Source organism: Rathayibacter sp. PhB127 (assembly GCF_003751665.1).
GTDB classification, from domain to species: domain Bacteria; phylum Actinomycetota; class Actinomycetes; order Actinomycetales; family Microbacteriaceae; genus Rathayibacter; species Rathayibacter festucae.
On the sequence record NZ_RKHW01000003.1, the window covers coordinates 278,962 to 301,911 of the forward strand.

The following is a 22,950-nucleotide window of genomic DNA, read 5'->3' on the forward strand; positions in this document are numbered from 1 at the left end:
AGGCGTCCGGGCGGAGGTCGGGGTCAGTCGAGGTAGTCGATGTCGTCCCACGGCTCCTGCAGGTCGCCGGTGTCGCGGTCGTCATCGGGGACCTGCACCTCTTCGAAGATCACCGGCACGCCGGAGGAGATCAGCACGCTGACCTGGCGGTTGCCGACCACGACGAAGTCGATGAGCCCACCGCCGGCCTGGGTCGCGCGGGTCGCGGACTCCTTGAGATCGTCGACGTCCGTCCCCTGGGAGAGTCCGTAGGTCTTGCCCTCGATGGTGACGGTGGTTCGGATCATCTGGCGCGCCTGCTCCTCGACTCGGGAGCCCTCACCCTACGAATCGCGCCGAAGTGCAGCCAGGCCTTGCGGAGGAGGCGGCGGACTGCCACGCGCGCTCGCGGACTCTGCGCGGGACACGCGCGGAACGGCCCGCTCACGCTCTCCCCGCTCGCGTCAACGGGGGTCACGGCGGACCGGGCGGACCGTAGCGTGGCCGACGCACGATCCGAACAGCCGCGGGAGCAGGACCGACCGCGGAAGGAGCAATGAGGAGGATCCCATGACGGACACGAGCACCCCCGACACCCAGCCGGTCGAGCCCGACGAGGTCGACCCCGAGACGGCGACCGACCCCGAGGGCGACCCGGTCGAGAACCCGTCCGGCTGAACCGGGCGCGCGCCGCACGGCGCAGAGAAGGCCGAGAGCGCCGGACCCCCTGCTAGTCGGGGATCCGGCGCTCTCAGCCTGTGTTCTGCGGGTGCCGCGGTGCTGTCACCACGGCACCCGCCGGCCGGGAGGGGGAGGCTCGGCTCCCCCTCTCAGCGACAGCGCCGCGTCGCGGCGATCAGCTGCGGTTGCGGCGTCGTGCTCGTCGCTGCTGGAGCAGCAGCAGTGCGCCGCCACCCAGGGCGAGGAACGCGAGCGACAGACCCGCACCGGTCTCGACTCCGGTCGAGGCGAGTCCGCTGGTCGGCGGCGTCCCGGACTTCGCCGGGATCACCGGCGGAGTGGAGGCCCGGGGCGTGGGCTGGACCGTCGGCGTGGGCGTCGGGGTCGGCGTGGGCGTCGGGGTCGGCGTGGGCGTCGGGGTCGGCGTGGGCGTCGGGGTCGGCGTCACGACGGGCGGCGTCGTCGGCGGCGTCGTCGGAGGCGTGGTCGGCGGCGTCGTGGGCGGCGTGGTCGGAGGCGTCGTCGGCGGCGTCGTGGGCGGCGTCGTGGGCGGCGTGGTCGGCGGCGTCGTCGGAGGCGTCGTCGGAGGCGTCGTCGGAGGCGTCGTCGGCGGAGTCGTCGGCGGAGTCGTCGGCGGCGTCGTCGGCGGAGTCGTCGGCGGAGTCGTCGGCGGCGTCGTCGGCGGCGTCGTCGGAGGCGTCGTCGGCGGCGTCGTCGGCGGCGTGGTCGGCGGAGTCGTAGGCGGCGTCGTCGGCGGCGTCGTCGGCGGCGCCGTGGTCGGCGCGGTCGTCGGCGGGGCGGTGGTCGCCGGGGTGCAGGAGGACGAGACGAAGGTGTCGTCGTCGAGGGTCACGGCGCCGTTGCGGGCGAGGGCGCGGCCGTCGACGGTGACGGCGTTGGTCACGGTGATCGAGGTCAGCGCGAGGATCGAGCCCGCGAAGTCGGAGGAGGTGCCGAGGGTCGCGGAGCTGCCGACCTGCCAGAAGACGTTGCAGGCCTGCGCGCCGTTGATCAGCTCGATCCGGCTCCCGGAGCCCGTGATGAGGGTCGAGGCGGCCTTGAAGACGAAGACGGCGCCGTTCGCGCCCTCGGCGTCGAGGGTCACGGTGCCCGTGACTCCGATCGGGCCGGAGGCGGTGTAGACGCCGGGAGTGAAGGTGCGGCCGACGAGGTCGCCGGCGACGGACTCGGTGGTGGCCTGCGAGGTCAGCTGGTCGTAGGCCTTGACCAGGTCGGACTGCGCGCCGATCGCGTCGGCGTCCGCGGCGTGCGTCGCGCCGAGGACCTCGCCGGGCGGGAAGCCGGTGATCGCGGTGCCGGGGCTCACGCCGAGGTCGAGCGGCAGGAGGGTGTCGCCGGTGTTGGTGACGGTCGATCCGCCGAGGACCGAGAAGTGCCCGGCCCTCCCGAGGGTCGGCGCCGTGGCCGCCTGGGCGGCGGTGGCGGAGAGGAGCCCCGCGGACAGGAGCAGGATCCCGGTCGACGCCGCGATCCCCACCTTCCAACGGGCCCGGTCTCGTCGGACGTGGGAAGGAGTTCCGTGCGGCATCGTTGCGCAGCGATCCGCCCACGACAGCGTGGGCTCGTGACACCCGAGGTGAGTGGAGTCGAACCGTAGCCCCGGGCTTGAGCAGGAGTACAGGGCGCGATCGCCGGCCCGGCGCGGATCTGCCGGGGATCCGGGCGCGGATCGACGGATTGTCACCCTAACGGGGGACTGCGTGCCGTTGCACCGGTGTCCCCGGACACGTGATGCGGCCGAGGCCACGATGACGCGGCGGCCTCTTGCCCCGCCCCCGCTCGAGTGGGACCGTGGGCCGCAGCCGCAGCCGCCGACGCAGAGGAGCGCACCGTGGGAACCCTCGACATCGATCTGTTCAGCACCGTCGACGGGGTCGCGCAGGCGCCCGGCGGACCGGAGGAGGACCCGGGCGGCGGCTTCGCGTTCGGCGGCTGGCAGGCGCCGCTGGTCGACGAGACGGTCGGCGAGCAGGTCCTGGACGGGATGGCCGGCATGGACGCCCTGCTGCTCGGACGGCGCACCTACGAGATCTTCGCGGGCTACTGGCCGCAGCAGCAGGGGCCGATCGCGGAGCTGTTCAACCGGATCCCGAAGTACGTCGCCTCCCGCGGCACGCCGCCACTCCCCTGGTCCGGCTCGGTGCAGCTCGGCGCCGACCTGCCGGCCGCCGTCCGCGAGGTGCGCGAGCGCCACTCCGCCGTGCACGTGATCGGCAGCCTCGACCTGGTGCAGACGCTGCTCGCGGAGCAGCTCTTCGACCGGCTCACCCTGTGGCTGCACCCGATCCTGCTGGGCTCCGGCAAGCCGGTCTTCGGCGGCGGTGCCGTGCCGACGAACCTGCGGCTCGACGGGCCGGCCGTCACCTCACCGCGCGGAGTCGTGCGCCTGCAGTACCTGCGGGTCGACGGGACGCCCGGCACTGGGACGATGGGGCCCTGAGGCGCCGATCGACCCGCCGGCCGGGCGACGCTCCGGCATACTGACGGCGTGCAGGACGAGGACGACGAGCGCCAGGATCTCGAGCGCGCGCTCTACGCCCGCCCGACCGGGGACGACCGCGACGAAGCACTGCGGGCCGAAGCGCAGCGGATCGAGGCGCAGCGGGCCGAGGCGCAGCGCCGACTCGTGGCCGCCGCCGCCGCGGAGGCGCAGCCCGCCCCACGAGCCGCCGGACCCGCGCGGACGGCGAGCGGACCCTCGCCCGCCGCACCCCCCGCCCGGTCGCGCCTCGTCCTCCTCGGCGCCGGGCTGCTCGTCGGCGGGCTCGCGATCGGCGCGGCCACCGCCTCCGTCATCGGCGTGGCCGTCCCGCAGCGGTCCTCGAGCGGGCCCGCAACGGCGACCGGGACCCCGACCCCGCGCGCGACCGACCGCTTCGCCGCGCTCGTCGAGCGCTGGGCCGTCACCACCGACATCCCCACCGGTCTCTCGCTGATCTCGGGCGACGCCGAGGTCTACAGCCCGACCTTCGAGACCACCCAGAACGACCGGCTGCTGCTCACGGCGCCCGACGCCACCCGGATCTGCCTCGCCCTCGAGCGCCCCGACGGCTCGCTCTCGGCCGGCTGCACCGGCCTCGAGGCCTTCTTCGCCGGCGACGCGCTCGACGTCGTCGGCACGGTGACCGGCGACGACACCCCGGTGTACACGCGCGTCACCCTCCGCCCCGACGGCAGCATCGAGGGCGGCTTCCAGCTGGTCGCGACGCCGGGGCCTGAGGCGTAGATCGCGCCATCACGACGCTCGAGCTCGCTGTTCGGCCCAGGAAGCGTATTATTATTGGTGGTCACCAACTTTTCTGAGTGAGGAGCGCCGCATGCGGACGCAGAGCCCACTCGCCGTCGTGACCGCGTCCGTCGACGGCGACGTCCTGACCGTTCTGGCGCGCGCCGACGACTGGTTCACCGTCGGCGAGCTGCGCAGCCGGATCGGCGGCCGCTCACTCGAAGGAATCCGACGCACGCTCACCCGCCTCGTCGAGGAGGGGATCGTCACGAGCCAGGCGGTCGGCAGGACGACGATCTACCGGCTCAATCGCTCCCATCTGGCCGCCGGCGCGATCATGGAGCTCGCGCGCCTCGACGAGACGCTGCACGAGCGCCTCGTCTCGACCCTCGAGGGCTGGGCGCACCAGCCGGACTACGCGGCGATGTTCGGCTCCGCCGCCCGCGGGGAGATGCGGGCGGGCAGCGACCTCGACCTCTTCCTCCAGCAGCCCGCGGCACCGACGGACGCCTGGCACGAGCAGGTGTCCGCCCTCGTGCGCGACGCGAAGGCCTGGACCGGGAACGACCCGCGCGTCCTCGAGATGTCCGAGGGCGAGCTGCGCGACGCCGCCGCGGACGAGCCGGTGCTCCGATCCATCGTCGACGAGGGCATCCCTCTGATCGGCTCGCCCCTCGCCTTCCGCCGGCTCGTGGGCGCGCGATGACGGCGGATCGCGACGCCGACCCGGCCGTCGCCGCAGGCCGCCTCTCGAAGGCGGAGGAGTTCGCCGACGCCGCTGCGGTCTTCGTCGGCTCGGACGGCACGATCGAGAGCACCGACGCGTTCACGACGATGGCCGTGCACGCGGGGATCGCCGCGAGCGACGTGATCTGCATCCGCCGCCTCGGGCGTTACTCGCCCACCGGCTCGCACGCCGAGGCCGTCGCGCTGCTCCGTCGCGCCGATCCGGAGGCGGCCAAGCACCTGGAGCGGCTCCTCTCGCTGAAGACCAAGGCGGGCTACTCGGCGCGGCCGATCTCGGCGACGGAGGCCCAGGGCGCCGATCGCGCTCACCGGGAGCTGCTCCTCCGCGCCCGGCGGTCCTGACGGCGCGAGCGGACAGAGCCGCTGTCAAGCCAGCGCGGGCGCTCAGAGAAACCGAGGGCGCGGGCGCCAGGATGCGGGGACACCGCCCGCTCCGCCGAGCACCGACCCGAGAGGCCCCGCCGTGCCCGCCAGCACCCAGAACGCCACCGCCGCCACCGACCCCGGCACCACCGCGCCCCAGGAGTACGACGTCGCCGTGATCGGCGCGGGCCCGGCCGGCACCGCCGCCGCCCTCCGCGCCGCCGAGCTCGGCGCGAAGGTGGTCGTGCTCGAGGCCGGCCGCGTCGGCGGCACCTGCGTCAACACCGGCTGCGTGCCCACCCGCGTGCTCGCGAAGACCGCGCGCATCGTCCGCGAGGCTCGCACCGCCGGCGACTACGGCGTCGACGTCGGCACGCCCGTCGTCGACTGGGCCGCGACCGTCCGCCACGTGCACGCGCGGGTCGACAAGGTCCGCTCGATCAAGCGCGAGGCGCAGCGCTTCGAGGAGGCGGGAGTCGAGCTGATCCACGAGGGCCGCGCGCGCTTCGTCGACGAGAGCACCCTCGTCCTGGACAGCGGTCGGCGGATCCGCGCCCGCTCGATCCTGATCTGCGTCGGCGGCCACTCGCGCCGCCTGCCGATCCCGGGCGCCGAGCTCGCCACCGTCCCCGAGGACGTGCTGGCGCTGCCGACCCTCCCCCGCCGGGTCGCGGTCATCGGCGGCGGCAACACCGGCGCGCAGCTCGTCACGGTGTTCAACGCCTTCGGGTCGGAGGTGACGCTGCTCGACGTCGCGCCGCGGATCCTGACCACCTCGGACGCGAGCATCTCGGAGCACGTCGCCGGCGCCTTCGAGCGCCAGGGCGTGCGCGTGCACCTGGGCATCGAGACGATCGAGCGCCTCGAGCGCGCGGAGGGCGGCTCGATCGACATCACCTGGCGCGAGGCCGGCTCCGCGCGCACCGAGGGCGTCGACGCCGTGATCATGGCGACCGGCTGGCCCGCCGACGTCGAGGACCTGGGGCTCGAGAACGCCGGCATCGAGGTCGTCCGCTCGGCGATCCCGGCCGATCAGTACTTCCGGACGGTCGTGCCGCACGTCTTCGCGGTCGGCGACGCGAACGGGCGCGACATGCTCGTGCAGGCGGCGCAGTTCGAGGCCGAGGCGGCGGCCGAGAACGCGGTGCTGGGCGCCAACCGGCGCACTCCGCAGTTCCTGCTGCCGGCCGGCGGCTTCACGGACCCGGACTACGCGGGCGTGGGCTTCACCCAGGAGCAGGCGCGCGAGCGCGACCCGCAGTGCATCGTTGCCTCGGTGCCGTTCTCGAGCGTCGACCGCGCCGTGATCGACGACCGCGAGGGCGGGTTCTTGACGCTGATCGCCGACCGCCGCCGCGAGCTGCTGCTCGGCGCGCACGCCGTCGGCGAGAACGCGATCGAGGTCGTGCAGTCGGTGACCACCGCGATGGCGGCCGGCGTCGACGTCGCGACCCTCGCGAACGTGCGGTTCGCCTACCCGACGTACAGCGCGGTGATCGGGATGGCGGCGCGGGCGCTGCTGGCCGAGCCGGCGCGGCCCGCCGAGCTGGAGTGAGCGGCGCTACCCGATCCCGGGGCGCGGCGCCAGCCCTCACCGGGTGCGGCGCCCGCTCCGAATCATGAAGACAGGGCGACTCCGCCCTCCGCTCCCGAGAGGAACCACCGTGCCGATCCCCGCTGTCGACTACGCCCACATCCGCCTGACCGTCCGCGACATCGCCGTGTCGCGCGCCTTCTACGACTCCGTCTTCGGCTTCGACGTCGCCTTCGAGGCGCCGCCCGCGGACGCCCCCGAGGAGCAGAAGGAGCAGCTCGCGTTCCTCTTCGGTGGCGTGATCTACCAGTTCCCGGGCGGACTGCTGGGCCTGCGCCCGGTCGCCGACGCGGGCGACCGCTTCGACGAGGACCGCATCGGCCTCGACCACCTCAGCTTCGCCGTCGCCGACCTCGACGCCCTGAAGGCCGCCGCCGCCGCGCTCGACGAGCTCGGCATCGCGCACGAGCCGATCAAGGACGCCGGCGGCCAGAGCATCCTCGAGTTCCGCGACCCCGACAACATCGCGCTGGAGATCAGCTCGCCGAGCTGAGCGCAGCGCATGCCGGTCGAGTAGCCCCGCAGGGGCGTATCGAGACCCACCCATCGGACGACGGTGGATCTCGATACGCCCGCTTCGCGGGCTACTCGATCAGCATGAAAGGCGTGCCTCTCACGGGCGGCGCCAGAGGTACGGGGTCGTCGTCGAGACTTTGACGAGGCCAGAGCGCTCGAGGATGGGGCGGGAGTACTCGGTCGAGTCGCTGTGCACGAGGGTGCGGCCCGACTCGAGCGCGGAGGCGGCGCGCGCGGCCGTCAGCGTGCGGTAGATGCCGCGGCCGCGGTACTCCTCGAGCACGGCGCCGCCCCAGATGCCGATGACGTCGGAGTCCGCGACCGGCTCGAGCCGGCCGCCGCCGACCATGCGGCCGTCGACCTCGGCGACCCACAGCTCCATGCCGTCGCCGCGAGCCAGCCGTGCGACCAGCGCGTCGGCGATGTCCGTGTCGACGTCCTCGCCGAAGGCGGCGTCGATCATCGCGCTGAACGCGCGGACGTCCGGCTCGTCGACGACGCGGCGCAGGGTCGCGCCGTCGGGCACCGGGGCGTCGCGGGTCAGCGCCTCGAGCGGGCCGATCATGATCGACTCGGTCTCCTCGGCGGCGAAGCCGTGCCGCAGCAGCGCCTCGTGCAGGCCGGGTGCGCGGTCGTGGCCGCGGGTCTTCCACTCGACCTTCCGGATCTCCGGGTCGGCGTCGAAGTGCGCGCGGGCCGCGGCGACGAGGGCGTCGATCGCCGCCTCGTCCGCCCCGCCGAGGTCGCGGTAGGTGACGAAGCCGCGCCCGCCGGCGAAGGTCACCAGCCGGAGCGGGCCGACGAGCGTCACCGCCACGGCGCTCGGCGTCTCGGCGTCGGTGCGGAGCTGCTCGTCGTAGACGCGCAGGTACTGGGCACGGAGGTCGTCGGGGTCGGTGCTGGTGGTCATCCCACCACGCTACGGGCGGCGAGCGCAGATCGCCTCGGGGTGCCCATGCTGATCGAGTAGCCCGCGGAGCGGGCGTATCGAGATCCACCGACGTCAGAACATGAGTCTGCAGACCCACCGCTCTGAGGACGGCGGGTCTCGATACGCCCCTGCGGGGCTACTCGACCAGCATGTTCGCCGGCGTCTCTTCCCGGTGATCCTCCGATGTCAGAACACGAGTCTGCAGAGCCGCCGAGCTGGTGACGGCGGGTCTCGAGACACCCCTGCTGGCTCCTCGACCGGCAGGGGTGCGCACAACATCAGCTGAGAGCAGGGGGCCTCCCCTGACAGCGGAGGCCACCCCTTCTCAGCTGATGTTCTGCAGCGATCGAGCGCTCCACGCCGTTCGAGCGGCTTCTCTGCTGATCGCACAGCATGCGCAGCGGGCACGTGGAGGTCCGCTCGCGTCGGAAGACGAGTCCGCAGACTGCCGTGCGGATGACGGCGGGTCTCGATACGCCCCTTCGGGGCTACTCGACCAGCATGAGACTCGACATGCCCCTGTGTGCCTGATCGACCAGCATGAGACTCGACATGCCCCTGTGGGGCTGATCGACCAGGAGGGTCCACTCCCCATCGCCGAGGCGCGAAGCGGCTCCGCCTCCTCGACCGGCGGGATGCGGCGCCGGGCTCAGCCGGTGACGCGGGCGATCAGGTCCTGGATGAAGGGGATGACGTCGCCGGCCTGGTCGACGCTCGCGAAGGCGGTGGCGAGCAGCGGCCAGAGCGAGCCGACGAGGGTCGCGATCACGGCGGCGACCGCGGCGACCCAGGCGAGGGCGGCGTTGCGGGAGACGAGAGCCAGCGCGAGGAACGCCAGGGCGACCAGGTAGCTGAGCACGATCGAGAGGGTGATCGCGCCGACCGGGACGTCGAGGACGCCCGCGGTCGTCGCGTCGGCCGCGCCGATCAGGCCGAGCACCGGCAGCAGCACGCCGACGACGATCAGGAAGCTGACGACGACGCCGGTGGCGAGGGCGGCCCAGGCCGCGCGCGGCTTCCGGCGCGAGCCGTAGGAGCGGGTGCGCACGGCCTACTCCGACCCGCGGCGCTCGGCGTCGGCGACGTCGGAGCCGTCGGCAGAGGTGTCGGCGGCCGAAGCATCGGTGGCCGAGGTGTCGGCCTCCACCGGCTCGACCTCGACGCGGACGACGAACTCGGCGGCGGGAGCATCGGCGGTGACGACGACGGTCTCGACGGCGTCGGAGTCGGAGTCCGCGTCGACGTCGGCGGAGCGCTCCACGCGGGCCGGCCGGGTCGCGACCTCGTCGGACAGCGAGTCCGCGGTGGCGTCCGACGCGGCGGCGCGGTCGGCGGCCTCGTCGAGGCGGTCCGAGGCGTCGTCGAGCGCGTCGGCGGTCCGCTCGCGGGCGGTGTCGAGCGCTGCCGCGCCCTTCTCGCGGGCGGAGTCGAGGGCGGCGCCGCCCTTCTCGCGGGCGGAGTCCATCGCGTCGCCGGCCTTCTCGACCAGCGAGGGGCCGTCCTCGCGCTCCGAGTCGGGCACCTCGATCGGGTCGAAGGGGCCGTGCACGTCGGTCACGTTGACGTTGACGACGACGCGCTCGCGGGTCAGCTGCGCAGCGGCCTTGCCGACCTGCTCGCGGACGGCATCGATGACCTCCTGGACGGGGCGCGGGTACTCCGACACCAGGTCGAGGTCGAGGACGAGCGCGCCGTCGACGCGGGCGATGCTCACGCCGGGGCTCGTGCTGGTGCCCAGGACGGCGCGGGTCGCGCGGTCGAGGGTGCGGGCGGCGGTGCCGCCGAGGTGGTGGACGCCGGTGACACCGGCGGTGGTCTCCGCGGCGGCGGTCGCGAGCAGTCGCTCGATCGACTCGTCCTCCGGGTGCGCGCCGTCGATGGCGCGGAGGTCGTTCGTTCCGACGGTGTCGGTCATGGGGTACTCCTCAGTGGTCTTCCGGCCCTCCCGAGCGGGAGGGCCGGATCGTCCGGTGCGGCGGGTGCGCGGCACGGGGCGGCGCGGACGCCGCTACTGCACGCGGGCGCTGCTGCTCATCCTGGTGCGGAGGCCGCTGACGATCTGGATGACCACGGGGGTCTCCTCGCCCAGCACGGCGTCCCAGCTCTTCACCGCGTCGTCGATCGCGCGGCGGGTCCGCATCGGCGAGACGCCGCGGCGGGTGTGCGCGGTGACGCGGAGGACGGTGCGGTGCTTGACCTCGAAGGCGGTGACGTCGAGCGCGACGATCGAGGGATCGTGCGACAGCGCCTCCTCGAGGACGTGCTCGGCGACCTTCGCGTCGATGGTGACGGAGCCGCCGGTCGGCGTGCCCGCGCCGGAGCCGGAGCCCACGCGCAGCAGGGTCGACGTGCGTCCCCGGCCCTGGCGCACGATGAAGCGCATCAGCAGCAGGATCAGCACGAGGGCGACCACGGCCGAGACCCAGAGGATCCAGGGCTGCCCGCCGGAGAGGGCGTCGGTGGTGGGCTGCGTCGCGTCCTCCGCGCCGGTGGAGACCGTCTCCTGGATGTCGGGGAACAGCGCTCCCGCCGCGACGGCACCGCCGGCGAGCAGGAGCACGAGGCCCACGACGAACAGGAGGAGGCGGTTGAGGAACCGGTTGGTGGTGGTCATCGGACCGTCCCCTTCTCGGACAGGCGCACGCGGGCCGTGAGCTTCGGGCTGATGTCGTAGCCGGCGAGCTCGGCGTCGACCGCCTCGCGGATGGTGCCGACGTCGAGGCTGCGCCCGGAGGTGCGGCCGACGGTGACACCGGCCGTGCGTCCGCCGATCGACACCGACACCTGGTCGGGGTCGACGTCGCCGGCGTAGGCGGCGGTGCGGGCGAGGCTCTGCGCGATCACGCGGTCGTCGATGACGGCCGCGGTGCGGTCGGCGGCGGCGCGGCGGCGGCCGCGACGGCCCGGGGAGAAGGACACGACGATCAGGACGAGCCCGATCAGCGCGGCGACCACTCCGCCGGCCACGATCAGCGGGACGGGAGCGCTCGCGGCGCCGAGCACCGCGGCCGCTCCGTCCTGTGGGGCGACGAGCAGCGCGGGCTGCCCGAGGGCGGCGAGCACCGCCTCCGTGCCGATCCACGCGAAGACGAGGATGAGCAGGACCGCGAGGACGATCGCCGAGGTGGAGCGGGACGAGGTGATCTCGCGCCGGACGAGCCTGGGGTACAGCGCGCCCGTGGAGCGGGTCCCTGATGCTGCGGGGGTCGTCACGAGACTCTCCTTCGCTCGCGCAGGTCGGCCCCGGTGATCCGGAGGTCGACGCGCCCGATGGTGGACCCGGTCAGCTCGAGGCAGCGGGTGCGGATGGTGGACTGGGCCGTGCTGAGACGGCTGAGGACGGTGCCGGAGCGGCGGTCCTCCTCGCCGAGCGGACGGATGCGCAGGGGGGCCTGCGCGGTGACGTGCAGCTTCCCCCCGTCGTCGTCCAGCTCGACCGAGACGTCCGACGCGTCGACGTCGAGCGCCTCCGCGGTGACGGCCGACACGACCCTGCGCACGGCGCGCGAGGTGATCGTCGTGCGGCCGTGGCGGGCCTGGTCGGCCATCACCGCCGCGGTCACGAGGACCGCCGCCCGCGGAGGGTGTCGGCGAGCGAGCTCAGGTCGAGCTTGCCCTCGACGACGCGGCCGACGCCGTAGCCGACGGCCATGGCGAGGGCGACCCAGAGGAGTGCCCAGAAGCCGAAGACCAGGCCGGTGACGGCGAGGACGGCGCCCAGGATCAGGCCGAGGTGGGACGGAGTCACTTGACGCGGCTCTCGGTGTCCTCGTCCTTGTCGTCCGAGGGGATGTAGACGTCGGCGATGGTCACGTTGACCTCGGTGACCTCCATGCCGACGACCGAGGAGATGGCCTCGGAGACGGCGGAGCGGATGCTGTCGGCGAGCTTCTGCAGCGCGACGGGGTACTCGGCGACGACCGTGATGTCGGCGGCGACCTGCTTCTCGCCGACCTCGACGGAGATGCCCTGGCCGCGGTCCTGCGCGTTGATCGCGTTGCGGATGGCGCCGATGGCGCGGGCGGCTCCGCCACCGAGGTCGTGGACGCCGGCGACCTGGCGGGCGGCGATGCCGGCGACCTTCTCGACGACGCCGTCGGCGATCGTGTTCTTGCCGGTCGAGGTCTCGGTGCCGTGCTTGGCCGAGGTGGTGGCGAGGGTGCTGGGGGTGACGTTGGTCATGATGCTCTCCCTGGTAGAAGGTGATGCGCGACTCGGTCGCGGTGACGACGATCCGTCGCACATGAATCAGACGTGCGCGGCTTCGGGATCGTCCCGCCGGATCAGCCAGTGCGCAGGAAACGTCGAGCGACGACGCGCTCTGCGGCCAGCGCCGTCCACAGGCCGGGGAGATGCGCGGCAGCTGTCGGCGACACGGGCGTCCGTGCGAGCGTTCGGGCGGGCTCCGGGCGGACTCCGCGCAGTCGCGGGGCGGGCTCCGCACTGCGTTCAGACCCGTTTTGTATACAGCAGGTGCGGAATCACCGCACCGAAAGCGCCCTCTCGCCCGGTTCGACGCCCGCGTGCGCAGGTTGTAGCATCGTGGAAACCTGCCCGAAACGGTGTTTGGGATACAAAAGAGGAGTCCTCGCGGTGACCATCACTCTGGAGCCGCCTCACCCCTCGCCCTGCTGGGAGCTACACATGTCAGCTGTATCCCGCACCACCGCTCCGCCCGCCTCCGGACACACGGTCGCCTCCGTCCTCGACTCCATCGGCTTCACCCGCGCGCAGTTCTGGATCTTCCTGCTGATCCTCGCCGGGGAGTTCTTCAACACGCTCGAGCAGAACTCGGTGGGTGCCATGGGCAGCCACATCAAGGAGACGCTGCAGATCGGCGACATCCAGCTCACGACGATCAACACCGCCACGGTCATCGGCGGACTGATCGGCCGCCTGCTGGCCGGCTACCTCGCCGACCGCTACGGCCGCCGCTTCTCGCTCAGCCTGAACCTGCTGATCTACACGCTCGGCGGACTGCTCAGCGCCGTCGCGATGAACTACGAGATGCTGCTCGTCAGCCGCCTGATCGTCGGCATCGGCATCGGCGGCGAGTTCATGATCGGCCTGGTCATGCTCTCCGAGATGGTCTCCACCCGCTTCCGCGGCACCGCGATCGGCGCCGTCAACGTCGGCGCCGGCGGCCTGGGAAACTTCCTCTCCTACGGCCTGTTCCTGCTGCTGCTCGGCCCGCTGGAGACCCCGCTCGGCGGCCCCGACTCGGTGTGGCGCTGGTCGTTCGTGATCCTCGCGGTCCCCGCACTGCTGGTCGTCTTCTACCGCCGCAAGCTGCCGGAGACGCCGCGCTGGCTGCTCTCGCAGGGCCGCACGGAGGAGGCGAACCGCTCGCTCGCGATCCTCGCCTCGAACTCGCTCACCCCCACCACCGCCCGCCCGCCCGTCGAGCTCTCGCCCGACGACCTGCCGCCCGTGCGGATGTCCGCCTCCCCCGCTGCCGTCTTCAGCCGCCCGGTGATCCGCCGCACCGCCGCCCTCGGCATCGCGTCCTGGATGGCCTTCGGCTCGCAGGTCACGCTGAACTTCCTGATGCCGACCCTGCTGGTCGAGCGCGGCTACTCCGTCTCGGAGAGCCTGCTCTACACGATGATCATGAACATCGGCTCGCTCCTCGGAGCGACGACCGCGGCCCTGATCGCCGGTCGCGTCGGCCGCCGCACCGCCGTCGGCGCCGCCGGAGTCCTCGGCTGCCTCACCGCGCTCGCCTTCGCCGGCTTCGGCAACGGCACCGGAGCGATCCTCGTGCTCGGCGCGCTCTTCCAGTTCTTCACGATGGTCACCAACACGACCCTCGCCACCTGGACCGCCGAGATCTTCCCGACCGCGATCCGCGCCTCCGGCGCCTCGATCGTCAACGGCATCGGCAACATCGCCGGAGCGGTCATGCCGTTCCTCGCCGTCGCGCTCTACGGCTCGTTCGCCTTCGCCGGCGTCTTCGGCCTCGCCGCCGTGATGTACGCGGTGCTCGTCGTCGCCTCCCGCTTCGCCCCGGAGACCCGGGGACGCTCGCTCGAGGACGTCAACGAGAACGCGATCGCCGCCGCCGCCCACTGACCCACCCGTGCCCCCGGCGCTCCGGCGCCGGGGGCGCGACCCACCACCGGACAGCACCTCAAGGAGCACCATGGACACCCTCACCGTCTCGGCCACCGCCAACGGACTCAACTACCTCCCCGAGTACGTCGCCGACGTCGGCGGCCTGTTCGCCGAGCGCGGCCTCGCCGTCACCGCCACCGCCTGCGACCCCTGGACCGGCGTCCTCGACGACCTCGACTCCGGCGCCGCCGACCTCGCCCTCGGCGGGCTCTGGGTCCCCGGGATGTACGCCGGCACCAGCCGGGAGCTGACCGTCGTCGGCCAGCTCAACCACCGCTTCCCGATGACGATCGTGGCCCGCGACGGCTCCGGACCGGTCGGCCTCGACTGGCTGGCCGGCAAGGTCGTCCTCGCCCCGGGCGCCGGCGGCAGCGCGCCGTTCGAGTTCACCGCGGGCCTGATCCGCGAGGCCGGGCTCGACGTCTCCGCCACCCGCTGGGCGCGCGACCTGTCCACGGCGATGATGCTCGAGCTCTACCGCGACGGCCTCGGCGACGCGATCGTGCTCGACCTGCTCTCGGCGAAGGAGCTCGTCGCGGCCGGCGGCGGGCAGATCGTCTTCCGCCACCTCGACGCGGGCGTGATGCCCAACAGCGTCTACTACACCCGCACCGAGCGCGTCGAGGAGCTCGCCGACCGCACCGAGCGCTTCGTCGACGCGATCGAGACGGCGATGCAGCGGATCACTGCGGGCCAGGCCGGTGCCGAGATCGACGCGGTGCTCGCCGCCCGCTGGCCGGACCGCGACCCGGTGCTGCTGCACGAGGCCGCCGAGGAGATGGCCGCCGGCGGGGTCTGGGACACGACCGTGATCGACGAGGCCGCCTCCGACCGCTGGATGCGGATCCTCGCGGAGGCCGGGCTCGTCACCCGCGCCCCCTCGCTCGCCGAGCTGACCGGCCGCACGACGGTCGGCGCGCGCTGATGACGCTCGTCCTCGCCTCCGAGCAGATCGCCGGACTGCTCCCCGACGTCGATGTGCTCGGCGCGGTCGAGCAGGTGTTCGCGGACCTCGGCTCCGGCGCGCTGCACCAGGGCGCGCCGACGGCCCTCGCGGGCGAGGACGACGGGCTGATCCTGCCGATGGCCGTTCGCTCCGACGCCCTGGGCCTGGCCGCCGTGAAGTTGATGGCCGACCTGCCCGGCAATGCGGCGCGAGGGCTGCCGACGCAGCGCTCGACGATCCTGGTCACCTCGCTGCTCACCGGGGAGTGCGTGGCCGTCCTGGACGGAGCGCTGATCACCCGGGCCCGCACCGCCGCCGCCTCCGCGGTCGCCACCCGGCACCTCGCCCGGGCGGACAGCCGGGTCCTCGGGCTGATCGGCGCCGGCAACCTCGCCGTCGCGCACGTCCGCGCGCTGCAGGCGGTGCGCGACCTGGACGAAATCGTGGTCTGGTCGCGGTCGGACGCGACGCTCGACCGGTTCGAGGAGGCGGTGGGGCGCTCCGTGACCCGCGCCACCAATCCGCGGGCCGTCGCCGAGCGCTCCGACGTGCTCTGCACGCTGACGCCGTCGGTCGAGCCGATCGTGCGCGGGGCCTGGCTGCACGCCGGCCAGCACGTGAACGCTGTGGGCGCCCGCCCGCGGCCGGAGCACCGCGAGCTCGACTCCGCGGCGATGGCGATCGGCACGCTCGTCGTCGACAGCGCCGCCACCGCGCGGGCGAAGTCCGGCGACCTCGTCCTCGCGATCGCGGAGGGCGCCCTCGACGCCGCGGCCGGGCTGCTCGAGCTCGGTGACGTCGTGGCCGGCACCGCTCCCGGCCGCACGCGCGCGGAGGAGATCACCGTGTTCGACTCCGTCGGCCTCGCCGCGCAGGACCTCGCCGTCGCCGCCGCGCTGATCGACCTGGCGCGGCTGCGGGACGCGGGCAGCACTGTCCGGCTGTCCGGCGTCCCCGCGGCGGCGGGCCGCTGATGCGCATCGCCGTCGTCAACTGCAACACGACCGAGTCGATGACCGAGACGGCCGCCGCCCGCGCCCGGCTCGCCGTCGGGCCGGGCACCGAGATCGTCGCGATCACGCCGAGCTGGGGCGTCGCCTCGGCCGAGGGCTGGTACGACAGCTTCCTCAGCGCCGCCGCCGTCCTGCACACCCTGGAGCGGCTGCCGGCCGGCATCGACGGCGTCGTGATGGCCGGCTTCGGCGAGCACGGCCGCGAGGGCGCGCGCGAGCTGCTCGACGTGCCCGTCGTGGACATCACGGAGGCGTCGGCGCATCTCGCGATGCTGCTCGGCCGCCGCTACGGGGTGGTCACCACGGTCCGCCGCGCGGTCGGCCAGATCGAGGACAGCCTCACCACCGCCGGCCTGATCGCGCACTGCGCCGCGATCGAGGACACGGGGCTCGGCGTCCTCGAGCTGGAGGAGGATCCGCAGGCCACCCTCGATGCCTTCGTCGCCGCCGGCGAGCGCGCGATCGCCCGCGGCGCCGAGGTGATCTGCCTCGGCTGCGCGGGCATGGCGGGGCTCGAGGAGCACGTCGGCGCGCGGCTGCCGGTGCCGGTCGTCGACGGGGTCGCCGCGGCGGCCGCGCTCGTCGAGACCCTCGTCCGCCAGCGGCTCGGCACCAGCCGGATCGACAGCTACGCCCGGCCGCTGCCGAAGGAGCGCAGCTGGCCCGGCGGCTGAGCGCCTCCGGACGGCGAGCGCACCGGGTCGGCCGAGCGTGTTGAATGGTCGCACCGGCGTCGCGAGGAGGACCGTCATGACACTCGCCAGCACCGAGGAGTCGCTCGCCAGCCAGACCTACCGGACGCTGCGCCGGCAGATCATCCTCGGCCAGCACCCGCAGGGGTCGCGGCTCGTCGAGGCCTCACTGGCCGCCGAGCTGCACGTCTCGCGGCTGCCGGTGCGCGAGGCCGTGCCGCAGCTGGCCAACGAGGGCTTCGTGCGGATGCTGCCCCGTCGCTCCACCCGCGTCGCGCAGTGGAGCGTCGAGGACGTGGTCGAGCTCTTCGACGTCCGGCTGAGCCTCGAGACGCTCGCCGCGCGCCTCGCGGCGCAGGCCGTCGCCCGCGGCGCCTCCCTCGCTCCGCTGCTCGACGCGATCGACGCCGAGCACCGCGCCCTCGACAGCGAGGACTGGCTGGAGGTCGCCGAGACCTCGACCGTCGTGCACGAGGCGATCGTCGAGGTGGCCGGCAGCGCCCTGCTCTCCTCGCTGATGCGCGCCGTCACCGGCCGGATGACCTGGCTGTTCTACCTGACCAGCGCTCGCGACCAGCGCCAGCAGTCCGACGAGCACCACGGCCTTCTCGACGCGATCCGCGCGGGCAACGACCGCCTCGCCGAGTCGATCGCCTTCACCCACATCGAGAAAGGCCGTGCGCCGTCGCTCGCGATGATCGCCGGGCAGTGACGTCCGCGGCGCGGCGGCCGCGCGCTCAGTGGCGCAGCGTGTGGCTCGGCAGCTCCTGGAAGCGGGTCTGGTAGGCGCTCGCGAAGCGGCCGAGGTTGCCGAAGCCCCAGTCGCGGGCGACGGCGGCGACGGTCGTCGAGCAGGGGTCGCCCTCGACGAGGTCGTGGTGGGCGCGGTCGAGGCGGACGTCGCGCAGGTAGACCGACGGCGAGACGCCGAGGTGGCGCTGGGTGGCCTGCTGCAGGGTGCGGGTGTGCAGGCCGGCGGCGCGGGCGGCGTCGGCCGGGGTGATCGGCTCGTGTGCGTGGTGCTGCAGGAAGTCGAGGGCGACGCGGGTGCGCGAGGCGGAGGGGCGGCGCAGCACGGCGGGGACGTCCCAGGCGCGCCACGGGAAGAGCAGCAGCAGCGCGCGGGCGAGGTTGAGCTCGGCGGTGAAGCGCACCAGCGGGGCGATCGCGGCGCTCGCGAGCGCCGCCGTCGCGTCGGTCACGGCGGTCCGCCAGCGGGCGAGCACTCCGGGGTCGGCGTCGGCCTCGTGGTCGAAGGAGACGGGCTGGCGCGGGCCGGAGTGCGACTCGGTCGCGACGTCCTCGAGGAAGCCGGGCGCGAAGTGCACGAGGTTCTGGCGGTGCGGCTGGTAGGCCAGGCCGAACTGGCGCTCGGCGGGCAGCAGGAACGGCGCGGACGCGGCTCCGGTGCGGGTGAAGGGGCGGAGGTTGAGCTGGCCGCCGCCGGCGCGGAACCAGCCGACGACGTACTCGCGCAGGTGCGCGATCTCGCCGGTCAGCGCGCCCGCGCAGTCGGAGGTGCGGAGGGTGACCCGCTCGCTCCCCCGGTAGGCGTAGCGGAAGGAGAAGCCGCGCGAGCCCGGCTCCACGCGGAACGAGCCGCCGCCGTACGCCTCGGCGTAGACCGCGGACGCCTCGGCGGGGTCGCCTCCGGCGGCCTCGAAGCGCCGCTCGGTGCCGCCGGAGAGGTCGCCGGCGGAGGCGAAGGGGCTGCCCATCGTGAAGGTCGAGCCGGGAGTCGCGGTCGAGCCGGGGACGGCCGGGCGTGCCGTCGGTGGAGGGGAGGTGTGCATGGTCGGGCTTCTCTCGGGGGTCTGGGAGATCAGAGGCGGACGGGGGTGGGCCTCGGGGCTCTACAGATACAGACGGGTCGACGGCCGGAAACGTCACGGATCCGGGGCGTGCTCGCAATCCGGCCAGCGGATTCGCCGGGGAGGGTGGAGGCTGATAGGCATTCGGAGCGGCGCCTGCGGAGAACGCCCGCAGGCGCGCAACGACGGCGGAACGGCGGGAGGTGGCGATCGTGGCGGAGGCACTGCCCGCGGAGCAGCCCGACGACGCCCAGCCCGACGACGCCCAGCCCGATGACGCCCAGCCCGATGACGCCCGGCCCGACGACGCGCAGCCCGACGACCCGCTGCTCCGAGCCTCCGACGCCACGCTCGCCTCGCGGGCCGTGGACGGCGACGTCGCCGCGTTCGAGCAGCTCGCCCGGCGCCACGGCGCGCTGATGCGGGTGTACGCCGCCAAGCTGCTCGGCTCCGAGGCGGAGTCCGACGACATCGTGCAGGAGGCGTTCCTCACCGGCTGGCGCCGCCTCGGCGACCTCGACAGCCCCGCGCACATCCGCAACTGGCTGATGCGGATCGTCTCGCACAAGGCGATCGACCGGATCCGCGTCCGGCGCCGCCACGACGACATCGACGACTGGGACCCGCCGGCGCCCGCCGAGAGCTCGCCCGAGCGGATCGTCGAGGCGCGGCTCCAGCTGGACGCCGTCTGGGAGGCACTGGACCGATTGCCTCCCGATCAGCGACGCTGTTGGCTGCTCCGCGAGACCGCCGGCTACAGCTACCAGGAGATCGCCGACGCTCTCGAACTCCCCGTCTCGACGGTCCGCGGCCTGCTCGCCCGAGCCCGCCGCTTCCTGCTCCACGAACTGGAGGCATGGCGATGACCACCGACGACATGCCCACCGCCGAGCCGGACGACAACGCCGTGCCGGTCGACGCCGTGCCCGAGAACGCCGCGCCCGACGACGACCTCGACGGCCACACGCTGGAGGAGCTCGGCGAGTACCTCGACCGCGGGCGCACCCCGGTCGATCCCTCCATCGAGGGCTCCGCGGCCTGCCGCCTGGCGCTCGCGAACCTCACCCGCCTGAACGAGCTGTCGGCGAGCGCGCTGCGCCGCCGCGCCGACGAGGAGCCGGACCGCGACGAGGTCTGGATCGCCGGGCTGCTCGACACGATCCGGTCCGAGGTGCGCTCCGGGCGCGACGTGCCGATCCGCCACCCCGACCCGACGCTGCGGCTCGCCCTCACCGAGGCGGCCGTGCGCGGGATGATCCGGCGCGCGGGCGACACCATGGGCGGCGTCATCATGGGCCGCTGCACCCTCGACGGCGACGTCGGGACCCCGGGCGCGGTGATCCGGGTCGACGTCACCTTCGCGCTCGAGTTCGGGATCCCCGTCGCGACGGTCGCGGACCGCCTGCGCGAGCGGATCCGCTACGCCCTCGAGCGGCACACCGAGCTCGTCATCGGTGCGATCGACGTGACCGTGGACGACGTGTACCCGAGCAGGGAGGACCAGCCGTGACCGACAGCACTGCGACCGACAGCACCGGGACCGACAGCACCGGGACCGACGACAGCGCTCTCGACGACAGCGCCCGGGACGACACGGCCCGCGACGACCCCGCCAACGACGACACCGCGCTCTCGCAGCGCCTCACCGCGGCGATCCGCGACTCCGAGGGGGTCACCGGCGTCTATCCGGCCCAGCCGATCCTCGAGGCGGCCGCCGATGCGCTGGCCGTGAAGCTCGCCCTGCGGCAGCCGGACGTGCTGGTCGACATCGACCGCTCGGACGGCTTCACCACGGTGAGCGCGCACATCGCGGCGACCGCGGCGCTGCCCGCGCCCGAGACCCTGCGCGCGGTCGGCGAGGAGCTGCGGCGCCTGCTCGACGCCGAGCCGTCGGTGACCGGCCCGCTCGCCGTGAACGTGAAGGTCCGGCTGATCGAGGACTCGGGCCGCGCCGCGGAGTGACGCCGGTCAGGCGTCGATCGTGCGCTGCGCGCCGGGGTCGGGGCTCGCCACCGCGTCGGCCGACCCCTCGTCGGTCACCGTCACGTCGCTCGCTCCCACGTCGCTCGACGCGAGGCTGATCCGGCGCGGCTTCGCCTTCGCGGCGATCGGGATGCGCAGCGTCAGCACGCCCGCCGTGTAGTCGGCGTGCACGCTCTCGGTATCGAGGGAGTCGCCGAGGACGAGCTGGCGGCTGAAGACGCCCCACTGCCGCTCGGCGGCGACGGGGTCGGCGCCCTCGGGGAGGTGGCCGGTGCGCTCGGCGCGCACGGTCAGCACGTTCCTCTCGACATCGATGTCGATCCGCTCGGGCCGGACGCCGGGCAGGTCGAGCTCGACGACGAAGTCGTCGCCCTCGCGCCAGGCGTCCAGGGGCATCACGGTCGGTCGGGCGGCCGTGCCGAAGACCTGCCGGCTGAAGCGGTCGAGGTCGCGGAACGGGTCCTGCTGCAGAAGCATGATGGTCTCCTCACGTGTTCTGAAATGCCTCGCCACCGGGCTTTTCGCCGGTGACACACAAGTATTTACAACGGCGGGAGCGTCATCGCAAGGGCGTCTCAGCGAACCTCGAGGAAACCCCGCCGGGCGGGCTGACCGGGGTCGCGGGCGTACACAAGCAAGGCTGAACGCCCCGAATCGGAGCGAAACCGCCGGATTCGGAGCATCCAGCCTTCTTTGTGCACCGGATGCGCGGGAGACGCGAGGATCAGCGCCGCCAGGCGGGCCAGCCGGGGTCGTGACCGGGCCAGACCTCGACGCCGGGCTCCGCCGCGAGGTCGGCGAGGCGCTCGATCGAGCGCTGGGCCGCCTCGGCGTCGCCGGAACGCGCCGTCCATCCGCAGGCGGTGCGCTCGTCGAGGTTGCGGCGGAGGTCCGCCGCGTCGCAGGCGAGCACGATCGAGCGGTCGGCGAGGTCGATCCGGAACGACTGGTGGCCGGGGGTGTGCCCGCGGGTGTCGAGCGCGGTGACGCCGGGGGCCAGCTCGGTCTCGCCGTCGAGGAGCACCACCCGGACGTCGGCGTCGAGAAGGTCGGCCGGGACGACGGTCTCGCGGCGGCCGAGGCCCTCGCCGAGCCACTCCCACTCGCGCCGCTGCAGGGCGACCGGGGTGCCGGCCGGAGCGAGGCGCAGCCCGCCGGTGTGGTCGAGGTGCAGGTGCGAGAGGGCGACGAGGGCGAGGTCCTCCCAGCGCAGGCCGGCCGCCGCGACCTGCTCGGCGAGCGCGTCGCCCGGCGGGACGACGGCGGTGTAGCTCTCGTAGTCGTAGTGCGCGGCGCGCTGGGCGGGGTCGCGGACGCGGTCGAGGTGGAATCCGCCGTCGATCAGGATCCAGGAGTCGCCGAGGTCGATCGCGGCGCCGGTGACCGGCTCGAGCAGGAAGCGCGCCGGGTCGCCGCCGCGGAGCGAGATCGACTCCGCGATCGGCTCGTGGCCGAGTACGAGCGGGACGAGGCGGCGGGGGCGGCCGAGCGGAAGGCCGGTCGGGGAGTCGTCGGCGATCACGGGAACCTCCTGCAGCTCTTCGGATTGGATCCAATATAGTTGTGAATGAATCCACGACCATCCTTCCGCACGAGACGAGGGCTCGCATGACCGGCGCCATCCCGATCAACATCCCGATCACCACCGAGATGCTCCACTGGGGCCGTCGGCCGACCTACGAGATGGTCGAGCAGATCGTCGACGGGTACCCCTCCGACGTCTCGCGCTGGCTGATCGGCGCGCACACCGGCACGCACGTCGACGCGCCGTCGCACTTCGTGCCGGGCGGCGCGACCGTCGACGAGATCGCGCTGGAGAGCGTGGTCGGACCGGTGCGGGTGCTCGATCTGCGGCACGTCGCGGAGGAGATCACGGACGAGGACCTCGTCGCGGCCGGTGCCGAGGGGGCCGTGCGCGTGCTGTTCCGCACGCGCAACTCGACCGACGCGCTGACCCGCGCGGTGAAGTCGAAGACCTGGGTCGGACTGGCGCCGAGCGGTGCGCGCTGGCTGGTCGAGCACGGCGTGCTCTTCGCGGGCCTGGACTACATGACGATGGAGGCGCCCGCGCACACCGAGGAGTGGCCGACGCACGTGATCCTCTGCGGCGCCGGCGTCGTGATCCTCGAGAACGCGGACCTCGCGCAGGTCGAGCCCGGCGACTACCTGATGGTCTGCCAGCCCGTCGCCTTCGAGGGCCGCGAGGCCGCCCCCGCCCCGACGGTCCTGCTCCCCCTCCCGTGACCCCCTCCCCGCGAGATGCCACTTATGAGCGCGACACGCCGTGGAAAGCGCTCACAAGTGGCATCTCGCGGGAGGAGGCGGACTCGCGG

28 protein-coding genes are annotated in these 22,950 nt (G+C 73.6%); 15 read left to right on the forward strand and 13 right to left on the reverse strand.

Annotation, left to right across the window (positions count from 1 at the left end):
- Positions 1 to 23 precede the first annotated feature (23 nt).
- Together EDF22_RS15895 and EDF22_RS15900 are read right to left on the reverse strand one after the other, a co-directional pair.
- A complete protein-coding gene (locus tag EDF22_RS15895; protein WP_123447479.1) occupies positions 24 to 287 on the reverse strand; it encodes a hypothetical protein in 264 nt (87 codons plus the stop codon).
- A gap of 548 nt (positions 288 to 835) precedes the next feature.
- Entirely contained in the window at positions 836 to 2,158 is a 1,323-nt protein-coding gene (locus tag EDF22_RS15900; RefSeq protein ID WP_260303508.1) for an ice-binding family protein, read from the reverse strand.
- A 354-nt stretch (positions 2,159 to 2,512) separates the two neighbouring features.
- Here EDF22_RS15900 and EDF22_RS15905 point away from each other — a divergent pair, with 354 nt between their 5' ends.
- The 6 genes from EDF22_RS15905 (at position 2,513) to EDF22_RS15930 (ending at position 7,104) form a co-directional block, all read left to right on the forward strand.
- Positions 2,513 to 3,121, forward strand: coding sequence for a dihydrofolate reductase family protein (locus EDF22_RS15905; RefSeq protein ID WP_123705838.1), 609 nt, complete (start codon positions 2,513 to 2,515; stop codon positions 3,119 to 3,121).
- Between the two features lie 48 nt (positions 3,122 to 3,169).
- Positions 3,170 to 3,907: a hypothetical protein gene (locus EDF22_RS15910; RefSeq protein ID WP_123705839.1), complete on the forward strand. Its 738-nt coding sequence runs from the start codon at positions 3,170 to 3,172 to the stop codon at positions 3,905 to 3,907.
- A 91-nt stretch (positions 3,908 to 3,998) separates the two neighbouring features.
- A complete protein-coding gene (locus EDF22_RS15915) occupies positions 3,999 to 4,613 on the forward strand; it encodes a nucleotidyltransferase domain-containing protein (protein ID WP_123705840.1) in 615 nt (204 codons plus the stop codon).
- On the forward strand, positions 4,610 to 4,996 hold the full coding sequence (locus EDF22_RS15920) for a hypothetical protein (protein ID WP_123705841.1): 387 nt from the start codon (positions 4,610 to 4,612) through the stop codon (positions 4,994 to 4,996). Before EDF22_RS15915 ends, EDF22_RS15920 begins: the two co-directional genes overlap by 4 nt.
- A 121-nt stretch (positions 4,997 to 5,117) precedes the next feature.
- Positions 5,118 to 6,572, forward strand: a complete 1,455-nt coding sequence (locus EDF22_RS15925; RefSeq protein ID WP_123705842.1) for an NAD(P)/FAD-dependent oxidoreductase — start codon at positions 5,118 to 5,120, stop codon at positions 6,570 to 6,572.
- Between the two features lie 109 nt (positions 6,573 to 6,681).
- Positions 6,682 to 7,104 (forward strand): VOC family protein, encoded by a 423-nt coding sequence (locus EDF22_RS15930; RefSeq protein ID WP_123447474.1) that lies wholly within the window; start codon positions 6,682 to 6,684, stop codon positions 7,102 to 7,104.
- A gap of 120 nt (positions 7,105 to 7,224) precedes the next feature.
- Here EDF22_RS15930 and EDF22_RS15935 read toward each other — a convergent pair whose 3' ends face one another.
- The 8 genes from EDF22_RS15935 to EDF22_RS15970 all read right to left on the reverse strand — a co-directional run bounded on the left by EDF22_RS15935 (position 7,225) and on the right by EDF22_RS15970 (position 12,240).
- The gene (locus tag EDF22_RS15935; RefSeq protein ID WP_123705843.1) at positions 7,225 to 8,037 is read right to left on the reverse strand and encodes a GNAT family N-acetyltransferase; all 813 of its coding nucleotides are present in this window, start codon (positions 8,035 to 8,037) and stop codon (positions 7,225 to 7,227) included.
- Between the two features lie 670 nt (positions 8,038 to 8,707).
- Entirely contained in the window at positions 8,708 to 9,106 is a 399-nt protein-coding gene (locus tag EDF22_RS15940; protein ID WP_123705844.1) for a hypothetical protein, read from the reverse strand.
- 3 nt (positions 9,107 to 9,109) lie between these two features.
- Positions 9,110 to 9,973, reverse strand: a complete 864-nt coding sequence (locus tag EDF22_RS15945; RefSeq protein ID WP_123705845.1) for an Asp23/Gls24 family envelope stress response protein — start codon at positions 9,971 to 9,973, stop codon at positions 9,110 to 9,112.
- A 93-nt stretch (positions 9,974 to 10,066) separates the two neighbouring features.
- Positions 10,067 to 10,672 carry a hypothetical protein gene (locus EDF22_RS15950; RefSeq protein WP_123705846.1) on the reverse strand — a complete coding sequence of 202 codons (606 nt, stop codon included), beginning with the start codon at positions 10,670 to 10,672 and terminating at the stop codon, positions 10,067 to 10,069.
- A complete protein-coding gene (locus EDF22_RS15955) occupies positions 10,669 to 11,271 on the reverse strand; it encodes a DUF6286 domain-containing protein (RefSeq protein WP_123705847.1) in 603 nt (200 codons plus the stop codon). The genes EDF22_RS15950 and EDF22_RS15955 overlap by 4 nt, the downstream gene beginning before the upstream one ends.
- Positions 11,268 to 11,621: a hypothetical protein gene (locus tag EDF22_RS15960; RefSeq protein ID WP_243839852.1), complete on the reverse strand. Its 354-nt coding sequence runs from the start codon at positions 11,619 to 11,621 to the stop codon at positions 11,268 to 11,270. Before EDF22_RS15960 ends, EDF22_RS15955 begins: the two co-directional genes overlap by 4 nt.
- Positions 11,618 to 11,806 carry a DUF2273 domain-containing protein gene (locus tag EDF22_RS15965; protein ID WP_123447468.1) on the reverse strand — a complete coding sequence of 63 codons (189 nt, stop codon included), beginning with the start codon at positions 11,804 to 11,806 and terminating at the stop codon, positions 11,618 to 11,620. Before EDF22_RS15965 ends, EDF22_RS15960 begins: the two co-directional genes overlap by 4 nt.
- Positions 11,803 to 12,240 (reverse strand): Asp23/Gls24 family envelope stress response protein, encoded by a 438-nt coding sequence (locus EDF22_RS15970; RefSeq protein ID WP_123705848.1) that lies wholly within the window; start codon positions 12,238 to 12,240, stop codon positions 11,803 to 11,805. The genes EDF22_RS15965 and EDF22_RS15970 overlap by 4 nt, the downstream gene beginning before the upstream one ends.
- A gap of 462 nt (positions 12,241 to 12,702) precedes the next feature.
- On the opposite strand from EDF22_RS15970, the gene EDF22_RS15975 reads away from it, so the two are divergent.
- From EDF22_RS15975 to EDF22_RS15995, 5 genes are all read left to right on the forward strand, one after another.
- Positions 12,703 to 14,130, forward strand: a complete 1,428-nt coding sequence (locus EDF22_RS15975) for an MFS transporter (protein ID WP_243581528.1) — start codon at positions 12,703 to 12,705, stop codon at positions 14,128 to 14,130.
- A gap of 70 nt (positions 14,131 to 14,200) precedes the next feature.
- Positions 14,201 to 15,097: an ABC transporter substrate-binding protein gene (locus EDF22_RS15980; protein WP_123705849.1), complete on the forward strand. Its 897-nt coding sequence runs from the start codon at positions 14,201 to 14,203 to the stop codon at positions 15,095 to 15,097.
- Positions 15,097 to 16,092, forward strand: coding sequence for an ornithine cyclodeaminase family protein (locus EDF22_RS15985; RefSeq protein WP_123705850.1), 996 nt, complete (start codon positions 15,097 to 15,099; stop codon positions 16,090 to 16,092). Before EDF22_RS15980 ends, EDF22_RS15985 begins: the two co-directional genes overlap by 1 nt.
- On the forward strand, positions 16,092 to 16,805 hold the full coding sequence (locus tag EDF22_RS15990) for an aspartate/glutamate racemase family protein (RefSeq protein WP_104226500.1): 714 nt from the start codon (positions 16,092 to 16,094) through the stop codon (positions 16,803 to 16,805). The genes EDF22_RS15985 and EDF22_RS15990 overlap by 1 nt, the downstream gene beginning before the upstream one ends.
- 76 nt (positions 16,806 to 16,881) lie before the next feature.
- A complete protein-coding gene (locus EDF22_RS15995; RefSeq protein WP_123705851.1) occupies positions 16,882 to 17,535 on the forward strand; it encodes a GntR family transcriptional regulator in 654 nt (217 codons plus the stop codon).
- Between the two features lie 25 nt (positions 17,536 to 17,560).
- Here the strand turns inward: EDF22_RS15995 and EDF22_RS16000 are convergent, their stop codons facing one another.
- Positions 17,561 to 18,616: a helix-turn-helix domain-containing protein gene (locus EDF22_RS16000; protein ID WP_123705852.1), complete on the reverse strand. Its 1,056-nt coding sequence runs from the start codon at positions 18,614 to 18,616 to the stop codon at positions 17,561 to 17,563.
- A 230-nt stretch (positions 18,617 to 18,846) separates the two neighbouring features.
- Here EDF22_RS16000 and EDF22_RS16005 point away from each other — a divergent pair, with 230 nt between their 5' ends.
- From EDF22_RS16005 to EDF22_RS16015, 3 genes are read left to right on the forward strand one after another with little or no spacing between them, the layout of a single operon-like run.
- Positions 18,847 to 19,500 (forward strand): RNA polymerase sigma factor, encoded by a 654-nt coding sequence (locus tag EDF22_RS16005; protein WP_311316359.1) that lies wholly within the window; start codon positions 18,847 to 18,849, stop codon positions 19,498 to 19,500.
- Positions 19,497 to 20,144: an Asp23/Gls24 family envelope stress response protein gene (locus EDF22_RS16010; RefSeq protein WP_148059214.1), complete on the forward strand. Its 648-nt coding sequence runs from the start codon at positions 19,497 to 19,499 to the stop codon at positions 20,142 to 20,144. Before EDF22_RS16005 ends, EDF22_RS16010 begins: the two co-directional genes overlap by 4 nt.
- Positions 20,141 to 20,596: a hypothetical protein gene (locus EDF22_RS16015; RefSeq protein ID WP_123705854.1), complete on the forward strand. Its 456-nt coding sequence runs from the start codon at positions 20,141 to 20,143 to the stop codon at positions 20,594 to 20,596. Before EDF22_RS16010 ends, EDF22_RS16015 begins: the two co-directional genes overlap by 4 nt.
- A 6-nt stretch (positions 20,597 to 20,602) precedes the next feature.
- On the opposite strand, the gene EDF22_RS16020 is transcribed toward EDF22_RS16015, so the two are convergent.
- Together EDF22_RS16020 and EDF22_RS16025 are read right to left on the reverse strand one after the other, a co-directional pair.
- On the reverse strand, positions 20,603 to 21,094 hold the full coding sequence (locus tag EDF22_RS16020) for an Hsp20/alpha crystallin family protein (protein WP_123705855.1): 492 nt from the start codon (positions 21,092 to 21,094) through the stop codon (positions 20,603 to 20,605).
- Positions 21,095 to 21,341: 247 nt separating this feature from the next.
- Positions 21,342 to 22,139, reverse strand: coding sequence for an N-acyl homoserine lactonase family protein (locus EDF22_RS16025; RefSeq protein WP_185039014.1), 798 nt, complete (start codon positions 22,137 to 22,139; stop codon positions 21,342 to 21,344).
- A gap of 86 nt (positions 22,140 to 22,225) precedes the next feature.
- Here EDF22_RS16025 and EDF22_RS16030 point away from each other — a divergent pair, with 86 nt between their 5' ends.
- On the forward strand, positions 22,226 to 22,861 hold the full coding sequence (locus EDF22_RS16030) for a cyclase family protein (protein WP_123705857.1): 636 nt from the start codon (positions 22,226 to 22,228) through the stop codon (positions 22,859 to 22,861).
- The last annotated feature ends 89 nt before the right edge of the window (positions 22,862 to 22,950 follow it).